Source organism: Gemmatimonadota bacterium (assembly GCA_026387915.1).
Classification (GTDB): Bacteria; Gemmatimonadota; Gemmatimonadetes; order Gemmatimonadales; family Gemmatimonadaceae; genus Fen-1231.
In genome coordinates this window covers 26,555-40,510 of sequence record JAPLKS010000013.1, presented here as the reverse complement: position 1 = coordinate 40,510, position 13,956 = coordinate 26,555, and the positions used below count along the sequence as shown (strand labels likewise).

The following is a 13,956-nucleotide window of genomic DNA, read 5'->3' as shown; positions in this document are numbered from 1 at the left end:
CTCTTGAGGCATGCATGCAGACAGCGCTCCCTTCATTGATTCAGGGAGGCATGGGAGTGGGAGTTTCCAACTGGCGCCTCGCCCGCGCGGTCGCGAGTCGCGGCCAGCTTGGCGTGGTGTCGGGGACCGTGCTCGACACGCTACTCGTACGGCGTCTGCAGGACGGCGATCAGGACGGGCACATGCGCCGCGCCATGGCGCGGTTCCCCATTCCTGGCGTGGCGGAAGAAGTCTTGAGGAAGTTCTTTGTCTCCGACGGCATCGCCCCGGGGACGCAGTACGCCCTGCTCCCGATGTGGCGCCAGCGGGTGAGCGCCTTCCGCGAGCAGGTGGCCGCACTGTCCGCGTTCGTGGAAGTGTCGCTTGCCAAAGAAGGGCACGACGGTCCCGTGGGGATCAACCTCCTCACGAAAGTGCAGATGCCCAACATGGCCACGTTGTACGGCGCCATGCTGGCCGGCGTGAATGTGGTGTTGATGGGCGCTGGCATCCCCAAAGAAATCCCGGGCGTCCTCGACGCCCTTGCGCAGCATCAGGCCACGGAAATGCGGTTCGATGTGGATCACCTCGCGGCTGGGCGCGTGGAAATGCTCACCTTCGATCCGGCCCGCGTCTGGGCGTCGACGGCGTCGCTTGAGCCACTGCAGCGTCCGCAGTTTCTGGCGATTGTGTCGGCGAGTTCGTTAGCCGCAAATCTGGCACGCAAATCCACGGGAGCGGTCAACGGCTTTGTCGTGGAAGGACCAACCGCTGGCGGACACAATGCGCCGCCGCGCGGTGACATGAAACTCAACGATCGCCACGAGCCAGTCTATGGCGAACGCGATGTCGTGGATCTCTCGAAGATGCGCGAAATCGGCCTTCCGTTCTGGCTGGCGGGCGGCACGGGATCGCACGGCGCGCTCCAACGCGCACTCGATGCCGGCGCCGCTGGTGTGCAGGTTGGCACCCTCTTCGCCTTCTGCAATGAGTCGGGCCTTGAGCCAGAGCTGAGGACGCGCGCGCTCGCCTCGGTTAACTGCGGCAAGGTGGAGGTGATCACCGACGCTCTGGCCTCGCCAACGGATTATCCGTTCAAAATCTTCCATATGCAGAACGATCCGGACGAAGCGCGCCGTGCCGCGCGCGAGCGGATTTGCGATCTTGGCTATTTGCGCACCGCATACGCGCGCGACGATGGCCGCATCGATTACCGCTGCCCCGCAGAGCCAGTCCATAATTTTGTGGCGAAGGGCGGCGAAGAAGCCAAGACCGACCACCGCCGTTGCCTGTGCAACGGGCTGTTGGCGAACATTGGGCACGGACAGTCGCGTGGTGACGCGGGATCCGAGCCGCCGCTGCTTACGTCAGGCTCCGAAATGGACGTCGTGCGCGAACTGCTCGCCGGGCGCCCGGGCTACTCGGCAGACGAAGTTGTCGACTTTATCATGGCCGGAACCTCGGCAGCGGCCGCGATCGTCTAAGGCAGCGCAATAGAATGACGGCGTCGGCAATGCGACGCTGGTGATGGCTGAGGGGCACGACGGCAGATTGCCGTCGTGCCCCTCATTGCTTGGGCGGTGGCGGTGTATGCGGCCGGATTGCTGCTGGGGTTTGCGGCACTCACGGTGGCCTCAGCGTTCATTGCAGCAGGCGCCGTCGGTGTAATCGGCCGCCTCTTTGCGCACGTCGGCGCGCGCTCGTGCGTTGCCCTCGCACTCATCGCCGTCCTTGGCTTCTTCGTGGCGCGTGATGCCGCATCGCGCGATTCGGCGTGCGCGTCGCAGCGGCCAGCGTCCGCCGGTTCGTCGCGTGGCGCGCAGGCCTGTCCCAATCTGCCGATGCAGGAGCAGGGCGCGCTGGCGCGCTGGAGGCAGGCGACCGCACTCCGGCTCGACACAGTGTTTGCATCCGACGCGCCCCTCGCACGGGCCTTGCTCATTGCCGACATGCGCACCGTGCCGGTGGAATTGCGCGATCGCTTCGCGGCCAGTGGATTGGTGCACGTGCTCTCGATTTCCGGCCTGCACGTGGCGATCGTGGCGGGGGCGGTGCTGCTGCTGTTTGACGCGCTGCGGTTCGGACGCCTGCGCGCGCGCTGGGCCGCGTGCGCGGTGACTATATGGTATGTCTTGGCGATCGGAGCGCCGCCGCCCGCCGTGCGCAGCGGGGCGATGCTCGCGGCCATGACATTCTCCCGTTCGCTGCAGCGCCCAACGTCACCATGGGCCGCCCTCGCCATCGGTGCGGCCATCCCGTTGGTTGACCCACACGTGGTGCTCGACCTCGGGTGGCAGCTGAGCGTTGCCGGGTTCGCGGCCCTTACCGCGGCGCAGACGTGGACGCGCCGCACCCTGCCGCGTGAGTGGCGCGGATGGCGGCGCGCGCTCGTCACCGATCTTGCCGTGTCGACGCTCGCAACATTCGCAACAGCACCGCTAGTGGCGTGGGCGTTCGGGCGACTCAGCCTCGTCGCGCCGCTCACCAATATTGCGGCGGGGCCCGTGGTCGCGGCGCTGCAGCCCGCGCTCTTTCTCTCGATGCTCCTCGCACAGTGGTGTGGCACGGCGAGTGTTGCGGCTACTCTTGCGGCGGATGCCACGCGTCCACTGCTGCACGCGTTGATTACCGTGGCAGCTGTCGGTGCCCGAGTCCCGGGTGGCACATTGATCGTCGCTCCTTCATTGGCCGTCGCCATCTGCTGCGGCATCGCGGGTGCGGCGGTGATTGTGGCGGCGGCGAGTCGTCGTGCAGCGCCCGCGCTCGTATGTGCGATCGCCGCGATGACCGCGGCCGCGTGGTGGCCACCGCCGCTAGCGACCGGTTTCGCCGAACTCCACATGATTGATGTGGGGCAGGGAGATGCCATCGCGTTTCGTACACCGGCAGGTCGATGGTTGTTGTTTGATGCAGGGCGGGCGTGGCGCGGCGGCGATGCCGGGCGCAGTACAGTGATTCCCTATCTGCGCCGACGAGGCGGTGAGTTGGTGATGTTCTCGCTTTCACATCCGCATGCGGATCACGCCGGTGGTGCGGCTTCGGTGTTGCAGTCGTTGCGTCCGTCGGTCTATTACGACGCTGCCTTCGCCGGTGGGAGCGAGCCGTATCGGGCGTCGCTGGCCAGCGCGCAGCGCCTCGGCATTGCGTGGCGACGCGTGCATCCAGGGGATTCCACCGTCGTGGACGGGGTCGTCGTGACCTTTTTGGCGCCTGATTCAACGTGGACGGCGTCGCTCAAGGACCCGAATTTGGCCAGCGCCGTAGTGCTGGTTCGGTATGGGCGCGTCCGATTCCTGTTCACCGGCGATGCAGAGGCCGCGGAGGAAGCGCGACTCGTCGAGCAGTGGGGCGGACAACTTGTCGCGGATGTCTTGAAAGTGGCTCACCATGGAAGTCGCACAAGTACAACGTGGGACTTTTTATCCCACGTGCATCCGCGCGTCGCACTCATTTCGGTCGGCGCGGACAATATGTACCGACATCCTGATGACGATGTGTTGCACGCACTACAAAACATTGGCGCAGAAATTTTTCGCACGGATCAGTTAGGGAATATCATTCTGCGCACGGACGGAATATTGTTGCAGTGCATTGCTGGCGCGCGCGAGTGGTGGGTGCCATAATGCATACAACGTTCTATATTACTCAGCGTAGTGTAGTTGCAGTATCTGCACGACGAACGCGGAGGGTAGGGGGGCCGGGGGGCTCTCTGCCCTTCGCGTTTCGCCGTTACGGCGGTGCGCGATGCGCGCTACGTCTGAGGGAGTCGCCGTGCGGTGTGTTGCTCGCACACGATGCGCGTTCGGCGCGTGACGTCAATCACAAAGTATTAAAACATTGCAATCGCATGAGCATCGTGCGTGGATGTTGTGCGTGGATGTTGTGCGTGGATGTTGTGCGTGGATGTTGTGCGTGGATGTTGTGCGAAAGGATCGCGCATGAGTTTCGCGTGCGAGTATCGTGTACGATCAATGTCGTGATCAGTTCGCTTGCGTCACGCGCGCGATCAACGTGCATGGTCCGGTGAATCATTAACGTGCATGATCAACGTGCGTCAGTAACATCCGCAGCCGCCGTTCGGTTGCCCTGTATCAGCGAGGACGTGCCGCAGCGGCACCCTCATCGGCGCGCCGCCGCGCGCCGCCGCGCACCGCCGTTGATGGGTCTCTCGCGGAGTCAATGCCTATGGACCGCGCGTTGTCAGGTATCTTCCACTTGCCCCACTTCCTGCCACGGCCTCACTTTTCTTGAGTCTGGCGAACCTCTGCGGGAGATTTGGCGTGGTCCACAACACCGACACCTCGGTTGTCACGATCGAGCGCTTCATTATTGAACAGGAAGCGCTACACCCGCACGCCTCGGGTGACCTCTCCGGCATTCTCCGCGATCTCGCGCTTGCCGCGAAAATGATTGCCAGTAAAGTGCGCCGAGCCGGCTTGGTCGACATCCTCGGTACCGCGGGTTCGGAGAATGTGCAGGGCGAGATGCAGCAGAAGCTCGACCTCTTTGCCCACGAGACCATTTTCAAGGCAATGGACCACGGGGGGCGCTTGTGCGCCATGGCGTCGGAGGAAGTCGAACACCTCATTCCGATTCCTGAGCAGTTCAAGCGTGGGAAGTATGTATTGCTCTTCGATCCGCTCGACGGCTCTTCGAACATTGACGTGAACGTGCCAGTCGGCACGATCTTCTCCGTGGTGCGCCGCGTCACCAAGGGCGACCATGGAACCATCGACGATATGCTGCAGCCAGGACGCAAGCAGGTCGCCGCAGGCTACGTCGTGTACGGGTCCAGCACCATGTTCGTGTATACCACGGGGCAGGGGGTGCACGGCTTCACGCTCGACCCGTCGATCGGCGAGTTTTTACTCTCGCATCCCGACATGAAAATCCCGGCGCACGGTCGGTACTTGTCCGTGAACGACGCGTACGAGCAGCACTGGGCCGAGCCGGTGCGTGCGCTCATGCGCCGCTACCGCGGACTCGACGGCAAGCGCGAGGCCATGAACGTGCGCTACATCGGTTCGCTCGTCGCCGATTTCCATCGCAACCTCCTGGGCGGCGGCGTATTCGCCTATCCGGTGAGCGCCAAGAGCCCATCCGGAAAACTACGTCTGCTGTATGAGTGCAATCCACTCGCGCTCATCTGCGAGCAGGCGGGGGGCGCCGCCATTGACGGCGTGCAACGTCTGCTCGACGTGAAGCCAACCGAACTGCACCAACGTTCGCCTCTATATATAGGAAGCAAGGCTGACGTGGACATCGCGCTCCAGATGCTCGCCGGAACCACAAATCGCCACGCGTAGCGTTTACGACGCATCCGCAGTTCCCCGGCCCCGCTCGGGGGCCTAGATTCCGACCCGTAGGCGCGTCAGTGCCTGCGGGTTGTCGTCTTTTCCCAGCGAGCCATGTCCGAACCGGTCGTCTCTCCCGCGGGCATCCCGATTGCCGCGGTCTATCACCCGACGGATGCTGCCATTGACCTTCCCCGCGATCTGGGGGAGCCTGGTGCTTTTCCGTTCACGCGCGGCGTGCAGCCCTCGATGTACCGCGGGCGACTCTGGACCATGCGCCAGTACGCGGGCTTTGGGACCGCCCAGGAAACCAACACACGATTCAAACATCTGCTTGCCGCCGGCCAAACTGGGCTGAGCGTCGCCTTTGATCTTCCCACGCAAATGGGAATCGACAGCGACTCGCCGCGCGCGCAGGGTGAGGTGGGGCGCGTCGGCGTGGCCATTGATAGCGTGGACGATCTGCACACGCTCCTCGACGGCATTCCGCTCGAGAAAGTCTCCACCAGTATGACCATTAATGCCACGGCGAGCACGCTGCTGGCGATGTATGTGGTGGTCGCCGAGGAGCGGGGCATCAGCCGCGACAAACTGAGCGGCACCATTCAGAACGACATTCTCAAAGAGTACGTGGCACGCGGCACCTACGTGTATCCGCCCGAGCCGAGCCTCAGCCTCATCGCCGAAACCTTCCGATTCTGTGCGGCAGAGGTCCCCAATTGGAATCCCATCTCAATTAGCGGTTATCACATTCGTGAAGCCGGCGCGACTGCGGTGCAGGAGCTGGCCTTCACCTTTGCCGATGGCCTCGCGTATGTGGAACGGGCGATCGCGGCCGGCCTCGCCGTGGACGAGTTTGCGCCGCGGCTCTCGTTTTTCTTTGCGTGCCACAGCGATCTCTTTGAAGAAGTGGCGAAGTTCCGCGCCGCGCGCCGCATCTGGGCGCGCCTCATGCGCGAGCGATTCAACGCCAGCGACGCGAGCTGCAAACTGCGCTTTCACACGCAAACGGGTGGCGTGACGCTCACGGCGCAGCAACCGCTCAACAACGTGGTGCGCGTGGCGGTGCAAACACTCGCCGCCACACTCGGCGGCACGCAGTCACTGCACACGAATGGCTACGACGAGGCGCTCGCGCTCCCGACCGCCGAAGCGGCCACGCTCGCGCTCCGCACGCAGCAGATCGTGGCGTATGAGAGCGGGATTGCCAGCACGGTCGATCCGCTTGCCGGCTCGTACTATGTGGAGTCGCTCACCAATGAGGTGGAGCGCCAGACGCTTGAGTTGCTCGCAAAAGTTGAGGAGCAGGGGGGCGCGGCCAAGGCTATTGAGTCGGGCTTCATGCAGGACGAAATCGGCCGCAGCGCCTACGCCCATCAGCTCGCGGTGGAAGCCGGGAGCCGAGTGATTGTGGGCGTGAACAAGTTTGCCGATGGTCAGTTACCGCCGATCATTCCGGCACCGGATTACTCGAGGCTCGAGGCCGAGCAGATTGCGCGAGTGCAAGGGGTGCGCGCGGGCCGGAGCGCTGAGAGTGTGCGGGTGGCGCTCGAGGCGCTGGAGTATGCGGTGACTCGCTCGGAGACCCTTTTGATGCCCCTCATCATCTCTGCGGTGCGCGCCCGTGCGACCGTAGGGGAAATCAGCGACACGCTCGAACGGAGCTGGGGCAGGTATCGGCCGGCGTAGGGGATTTCCGGCTGTTTTCGGGCGAAAATACCTGCCGCTGCGATTGAACCAACTCGTTTGAAGGGTTAGATTTAACAGGCTACGCCCTGACCCTTTCAAGCCGAATGCCAACCTACGAGTATCGCTGCCCAGAAGGCCACGATTTCGACAAACTGATCCTCAAGATCAGCATGTCGCAGGCCACGCTTCCCTGTCCGGTTTGCGGCAAAACCGCCGAGCGTCGCATTTCGGCCGGTGGCGGACTGCTGTTCAAGGGATCCGGCTTCTATATCACGGATTACGGCAAGGACGGAAAGAAGGATCAGCGCACGGCGTCTGACGCGGCATCCAAGGCATCACCGTCTTCCTCGTCGTCCACGCAAGCGTCTTCGTCGACATCAACGGATTCGAGCGCGTCGTCCGCCTCGGGTCCTTCCGCCGCACCGGCTGCGCCGGCTTCCACGCCCGCGCCCACTGCTCCAAAGTCATCAAAACCGTCAAAGCCATCCGGCGGTTCGGAATGAACGGCGCCACCGCTTTACGTGACGAGCTGACCCGCGCCGCGCGCGCGATCGGCGCGCCGGACGATGTCGTGGTCGTCATCGAACGTCCGCGTGATCCGTCGCACGGCGACTGGGCCACCAACGTGGCCATGACACTCGCTAAAGCGCTCAAGCAGAAACCAGCGGACATTGCGAAGTCGCTCGTTGAGGCGTTGAACCTCGCGAATGCGGGCGTGGCCGAAGTGAGCATCGCGGGTCCTGGCTTCATCAACTTCCGCATTGCCTCGGGATCGCTGGCATCGTCGCTCGCGACGATTCTCACGCAGGGCGCGAAATACGGCCACGCGAACACTAAGCAGAACGCGCCGGTCAACATTGAGTTTGTCTCGGCGAATCCCACGGGGCCGCTCCATGTTGGCCACGGTCGTCAGGCCGCGCTCGGCGACGCGATTGCGGCGTTGCTCACGGCCGAAGGATGGGACGTCACCCGCGAGTTCTATTACAACGATGGTGGCGTGCAGATTCAGCGGCTCAGCGAGAGCGTGTTTTTGCGCGCGGTGGAACGCGAGCTTCCCGAAGATGCCTATCACGGCACCTACATCACGGAGATGGCGGGGGAGTACCTCAGCGCGAAGGCCGCGCAGTGGGGCATTGATGTGCCGGCGGCGCGGGCCCGACTCGCGGCCTCGTGGGATGCCGATCTCGATCTGCGCGATGACGTTCGCAAGTTTTCTGTGGCGTATCTGCGCGGTGAGCAAGACCTCGATCTCAAAGCATTCGGCGTCACCTTTGACGTCCATTACCTCGAGTCGTCGTTGTATTCCGACGGCAAGGTCGAGGAAACCGTCGCCGCGCTCAATAAGGCGGGGCACACGTTTGAGCAGGACGACGCGCTCTTTTTGCGCACCACGGATTTTGGTGACGATAAAGACCGCGTGATGCGCAAGCGCGACGGCACCTATACGTATTTCCTGCCGGACGTCGCGTACCACGTGGTGAAGTGGCAGCGCGGCTTTCAGCGCGCCATCAATGTGCAGGGCGCCGATCATCACAGCACCGTGACGCGCGTGCGCGCCGGTTTGCAGGCGTTGGAGATCGGCATTCCCAAGGGCTATCCGGAATACGTGCTGCACCAGATGGTGACGGTGATGAAGGGCGGCGAGGAAGTGAAGATTTCCAAACGCGCCGGCAGCTATGTCACCGTTCGTGATTTGATTGACGAAGTGGGGCGCGATGCTGTGCGCTATTTCTTCCTGATGCGAAAAGGCGACAGTCAGCTCGTCTTTGATGTGGACCTCGCCCGCTCGCAGTCCGAAGACAATCCGGTGTATTACATCCAGATGGCGCACGCGCGCCTTAGCGGCATTTTCCGCGTGGGTGAAATCGACGCGGCGACTGTTACCGGTGAGGGTGTGCAGTGGGACTGTCTCTCAGAGCCGGAAGAGCGCGAGCTCATTAAGGCGCTGCTCGATTGGCCGCGCCTGTTGGCGGGTGCGGCCGACTCGCTCGAGCCGCACCGCGTGGCGGCGTATCTGCTTGAGATCACGCGGCTCATCCACACCTGGTACCATAAGCACCACGTGTTGGGCGAACCGGAGCACATCACCAAGGCGCGGCTCGTGCTGGCCAAGGCCGCGCGCATTGTGTTGCAGAATGGATTAGCGGTACTCGGCCTGTCGGCGCCGGAGCGGATGTAGTAGAAATGCAGAGGTTGTCAGTCGTTAACGGTTCACCGTTAACGGTTAACGGTAAACCGTCAACGTGTTTTGTAGTTCACCACACTCGCCCTGCCCAAACATGTCCGTTCTCGTCGTTGGTTCCGTCGCCCTGGACTCCGTCGAAACCCCGTTCGGCAAAGCCGACGAGGTGCTCGGTGGGAGCGCCACCTACTTTTCCGCCAGCGCTAGCCACCAGACGAAGGTGCAGCTCGTCGGCGTCGTCGGTGCCGACTACCCGGTAGACAAACTGCAGGCGCTCGCCGAGCGCGGCGTGGATTTGTCGGGGCTTGAGCACGCGGAGGGGGAGAGCTTTCGGTGGCGTGGTCGCTACCGCCACGATCTCAACTCTGCCGAAACGCTTGAGACGCGCCTGGGCGTGTTCTCGCACTTCCGGCCGAAGATTCCGGCCGCCTTCAAGAGCGCTGAGTTTGTGTTCCTCGGCAATATCGATCCGCGGCTGCAGCTCGAAGTCTTGAAGCAGGTGGACAAGCCGCGCCTCGTGGCGTGCGACACGATGAACTTCTGGATTGAATCGCGCCGCGACGATCTGATTGAGTTGCTCAAACACGTGGATCTCATCACGCTCAACGACGGTGAGGCGCGGCAACTCACGGAGCGCGCGAATCTCGTGCAGGCCGCGCGGTGGATTCTCGAACGCGGCCCCAAGACGGTGGTGATCAAGAAGGGCGAGCACGGCGCCTTTATGTTCACCTCCAGCAGCGTGTTCTTTGCGCCGGCGTATCCGTTGGAGTCGGTGTTCGATCCCACGGGTGCGGGCGATTCGTTTGCGGGTGGCTTTATTGGATACCTCGCGCGCACCGGTGATCTGTCCGACGCGAGTCTTCGTCGCGCCGTGATTCACGGTTCGGCGATGGGTTCGTTTGTGGTGGAAGGGTTCTCCATTACGCGGCTCCTCGAAATCAATCGCGCGGACATTGCGCGGCGCGTCGCCGAGTTTCATGAACTCGTGGCCTTCGACAAATCGCTCGACTCGTGAACGCCAAGACGCCACTCGATTATCGGAGCGCCGGCGTCGACATCGACGCGGCCAACGACAGCAAGGCGCGCATCAAGCGCCATGTTGAGAGCACCTTTACGGCTGGCGCGCGCGGTGCGTTCGGCGGTTTTGGCGGACTGTTCCGCATGCCACCCGAGGCGAAAAACGCATTGCTCGTCTCGAGCGCCGACGGCGTGGGCACCAAGATCAAAGTGGCCATCGACGCGGATCGTCACGACACCGTGGGGCACGACCTTGTGAACCACTGTGTGAACGACATTTTGGTGCAGGGCGCGGTGCCGCTGTTTTTTCTTGATTACGTGGCATTCGGCAAGCTTGTGCCAAGTACTGTTGAAGCGATTGTGGCCGGCGTGGCTGCCGGGTGCCGTGAGAATGGCTGCTCGCTGATGGGTGGAGAGACGGCCGAGATGCCCGGACTCTACACGCCTCCGGATTACGATTTGGCCGGGTTTGTTGTCGGCTGGGTAGAAGAAGATCGTGTGCTCACGTCGGCGAATGTTCGCGAGGGTGACGTGCTGGTCGGTCTTGCCAGTTCGGGATTGCACACGAATGGCTATTCGCTCGCCCGGCGGATTGTGGCGGAGCGCATGGGGCTTGCACCGCACGACGCGTGGCCCGGAACGAATCAGTCGGTGGCCGACGTGCTTCTCGCGGTCCACCGTTCCTATCTCAATGTGATGAAGCCGTTGCTGGGTGGCGTGCACGCGATGGCGCACATCACGGGTGGCGGACTGCTTGAGAATCTTGATCGCGCGCTACCGCCTACGATGGACGCGGTGGTGGATCTCGGTTCGTGGGAGGTGCCGTCGTTGTTCCGCACCTTGCAGGAGGCCGGTGGCGTGGCGCGCGACGAAATGTTCCGCGCCTTCAATATGGGCGTTGGGCTCGTGGTGATTACGGATGCCGCTGGCGCTGATGCGGTGATCGCTGGCGCGGCGGCTCAGCAGGTGCAGGCGTGGCGCCTTGGACATGTGGCCAAGGGCACGGGGAAGGTCATTCTCAGCGGAGGAATAGCATGATCAAGCATCGTGTGTTGGCATTAGGCGCCATGGTTTTGCTCGCCGCGCCGTTGGCGCGGGCACAGAACTGCAGTGGGTCAACGGAGGCGATCGACGCCTGCCGCAAGACGGCTGATCTTGTGACGTTTCTCTCGCCGCAACTCGCCGGCGCGCTCGCCGGCGGCAATCACACGCTCGGACAGGGCGGCGCCACGGGTGGCTTCCCGCACTTTGCCATCGATGTGCGGGCCACGGTCATCAGCGGCAGCCTTCCCAAGCTCGATGGCGTGGGTTTCAATGTGGCCGGCGCCACCGGTTCGACATTCAAAGCTGAAAACCAAATGATCCCCGGCCTCGTGGCCGACGCTTCCATTGGCGTGTGGGAAGGCATCTCGCTCGGCGTGACGCACGTTGGCGCGGTGGATGCGCTCGTGAGCGCCACCTATTTGCAGAGCTTCAACGGCGGAGACGTAAGCGCGAAACTCTCCGGCGGCGGCATCAAGCTTGGCTACGGGCTTCGGGTGGGGCTGTTGGAGGAGTCGCTCCTCACTCCCGGCGTCGCCGTTAGCTATCTCACGCGCGAACTGCCGACCATCAGCATCACGGGCAATGTGCAGGCCTCGGGGAGCAAGCCCGGTGGAACCATTGCGATCAATGACTATTCCATCAAGACGTCCGGCTGGCGCCTCACGGCGTCGAAAAATCTCCTGATCTTCAACGTCAACGCCGGCATCGGCCAGGATAAGTACGACGCCAGCGCCAATATCGCGACCACCGTCGTGGCGCCGGCGCCGATTGGCAGCAAAACCTCGACGGGGTCGTCCGTCGTGTCGATGAATCGCACGAACATGTTCGTCGGTCTCAGCCTCAACCTGCTGGTCGCGCAGCTTGTGGCCGAAGCCGGTCAGAGCACGGGTGGAAGCCTCACGACGTTGACGAACAACTTCGGATCGGATCCTGCCAAGGCACGTCCGTATTTCTCGGCGGGTGTCCGGGTCGGCTTCTGAGCCGGTGAGCCCCTCCGCGGCCACGCCGGAGCGCGAGCAGCGCAGCGAGCGCGCTTGGATGCGGCGCGCGCTCGCACTGGCGCGCCGCGGGTGGGGGCAAACGGCGCCGAACCCTATGGTCGGCGCCGTGCTCGTGAACGATGGTGTGGTGGTAGGGGAAGGATTCCACGCCAAGTTCGGCGCGCCGCACGCCGAAGCCATGGCGCTTGGCGCGGCAGGTGAGCACGCGCGCGGTGCCACGGCGTACGTCACGCTTGAGCCTTGCGCGCATGAGGGGAAAACACCCCCCTGCGCTGATGCGCTGATTGCCGCCGGTGTCTCGCGTGTGGTGGTGGCCGTTGCCGATCCCAATCCCCTGGCACGGGGAGGCGCTGAGCGACTGCGCGCCGCGGGCATCGGCGTTGAGTTTGGGCTTGAGGCCGAAGAGGCCCTCGAACTGAATGCCCCCTTCTTCTTTGCCGCGGCCAACCCGCCGCGCCCTTGGATCACCCTCAAGCTCGCCGTCTCCGTTGACGGAGCCATTGCCAGCGCTTCACGCGAACCGCGCTGGCTCACGGGAGAGGCCGCTCGGCACTACGTGCATCGTCTTCGGGCCGTGCACGACGCCGTGGCGGTGGGGGTGGGGACCGCCCTCGCTGACGATCCCAAGCTGAATGTGCGCCACGGCCGCCGGCCCAGAGTGGCGCCTCTCCGGGTGATATTCGATCGCACCGCGAGGCTGCCGGCCGAGTCACATCTCGCGCGCACTGCCCGCCGGAACCCGACGCTGGTGATGGCCGAGCTGCCGGACGCTGGCCAAGTGACGGCGTTGGAGCGCCGAGGGGTTGAAATACTGACCTCTTCGGGGCTGGAGGGGGCGCTTCAGGCCCTGGTGCGCCGAGGGGTTCGGTCGATGTTCGTGGAGGGTGGGGCCCAACTTGCCCAATCATTATTGGCCGCCGGCGTGGTCGATCGCCTGATTATCTTTCAGGCGCCGGTTTTGCTCGGTCCGGGGGCCTTGGCGGCCTTCGTCGAAGCACCATCGGTCGATCGATTCCGTGTGGTCGAACGCCGCGAGTTCGGCGACGACCTCATGGCGGTGTACGCGCTCAACGAACTGCCCGGCGTGGCAGCACAGACGTAACCGCTAACCGTCCTGTTTTCCGCTCACCCGCTTTTTGAATGTTCACCGGCCTCATCACCGACACTGGCACCATCGACCGCGTCCGCACCACGGATGCGGGGCGGGAGTTCCGCATTCAGTGCGCGTACGAGGCTGTACGCGACGGTGAGTCGATTGCCGTGAATGGTGCGTGCCTCACGGTACGCGAGTGCGGGGCGGGGTGGTTCACGGTTGCGGCCGTGGTCACGACGCTCGACCGCACCACGATCGCGGCGTGGACCGAGGGGAAGCGCGTGAATCTCGAGCGTGCGCTCGCCGTTGGCGATCGGCTCGGCGGACATCTCGTGCAGGGACACGTGGATGGAGTGGCGACCGTTCGCGTGGTGACGCAGCGCGGCGACGCCACGCTGATTGACATTGAAGTGCCGGCAGAACTGATGCCGCTGACCGTGCCGCACGGCTCCATTACCGTGGATGGCGTGAGTCTCACCGTGAATGCGATTCCGCAGGAGCGGGTGGTGCAGCTCTCGATTATCGAGTACACACTGCGCCACACCACACTGGGCGCACTCGCGCTTGGTGATTCGGTGCACGTCGAAGCCGACGTGATCGGAAAATTCGTCCAACGACTGACGGCGCCGCATCTGGCGGCCGCCGCGGAGCGATAGC

Annotated in this window: 11 protein-coding genes; all 11 read left to right on the top strand. The window is 63.6% G+C overall.

The window, feature by feature from the left end; genetic code table 11:
* Positions 1–50 precede the first annotated feature (50 nt).
* Positions 51–1,463: a nitronate monooxygenase gene (locus NTZ43_07150; GenBank protein MCX5766981.1), complete on the top strand. Its 1,413-nt coding sequence runs from the start codon at positions 51–53 to the stop codon at positions 1,461–1,463.
* 75 nt (positions 1,464–1,538) lie between these two features.
* Positions 1,539–3,602, top strand: a complete 2,064-nt coding sequence (locus NTZ43_07145) for a DNA internalization-related competence protein ComEC/Rec2 (GenBank protein MCX5766980.1) — start codon at positions 1,539–1,541, stop codon at positions 3,600–3,602.
* A 657-nt stretch (positions 3,603–4,259) separates the two neighbouring features.
* On the top strand, positions 4,260–5,285 hold the full coding sequence (gene fbp, locus NTZ43_07140) for a class 1 fructose-bisphosphatase (GenBank protein ID MCX5766979.1): 1,026 nt from the start codon (positions 4,260–4,262) through the stop codon (positions 5,283–5,285).
* A gap of 102 nt (positions 5,286–5,387) precedes the next feature.
* Complete coding sequence (locus tag NTZ43_07135; protein MCX5766978.1) at positions 5,388–6,962, top strand: methylmalonyl-CoA mutase family protein; 1,575 nt, start codon at positions 5,388–5,390, stop codon at positions 6,960–6,962.
* Positions 6,963–7,066: 104 nt separating this feature from the next.
* A complete protein-coding gene (locus tag NTZ43_07130) occupies positions 7,067–7,465 on the top strand; it encodes a zinc ribbon domain-containing protein (protein MCX5766977.1) in 399 nt (132 codons plus the stop codon).
* Positions 7,462–9,141, top strand: coding sequence for an arginine--tRNA ligase (gene argS, locus NTZ43_07125; protein MCX5766976.1), 1,680 nt, complete (start codon positions 7,462–7,464; stop codon positions 9,139–9,141). Before NTZ43_07130 ends, argS begins: the two co-directional genes overlap by 4 nt.
* 100 nt (positions 9,142–9,241) lie before the next feature.
* On the top strand, positions 9,242–10,159 hold the full coding sequence (locus tag NTZ43_07120; GenBank protein ID MCX5766975.1) for a PfkB family carbohydrate kinase: 918 nt from the start codon (positions 9,242–9,244) through the stop codon (positions 10,157–10,159).
* Positions 10,156–11,199 carry a phosphoribosylformylglycinamidine cyclo-ligase gene (gene purM / locus NTZ43_07115; GenBank protein MCX5766974.1) on the top strand — a complete coding sequence of 348 codons (1,044 nt, stop codon included), beginning with the start codon at positions 10,156–10,158 and terminating at the stop codon, positions 11,197–11,199. The genes NTZ43_07120 and purM overlap by 4 nt, the downstream gene beginning before the upstream one ends.
* Positions 11,196–12,185, top strand: coding sequence for a hypothetical protein (locus tag NTZ43_07110; protein MCX5766973.1), 990 nt, complete (start codon positions 11,196–11,198; stop codon positions 12,183–12,185). Before purM ends, NTZ43_07110 begins: the two co-directional genes overlap by 4 nt.
* A 4-nt stretch (positions 12,186–12,189) precedes the next feature.
* Complete coding sequence (gene ribD / locus NTZ43_07105) at positions 12,190–13,308, top strand: bifunctional diaminohydroxyphosphoribosylaminopyrimidine deaminase/5-amino-6-(5-phosphoribosylamino)uracil reductase RibD (protein MCX5766972.1); 1,119 nt, start codon at positions 12,190–12,192, stop codon at positions 13,306–13,308.
* A gap of 38 nt (positions 13,309–13,346) precedes the next feature.
* Positions 13,347–13,955 carry a riboflavin synthase gene (locus NTZ43_07100; protein ID MCX5766971.1) on the top strand — a complete coding sequence of 203 codons (609 nt, stop codon included), beginning with the start codon at positions 13,347–13,349 and terminating at the stop codon, positions 13,953–13,955.
* The last annotated feature ends 1 nt before the right edge of the window (position 13,956 follow it).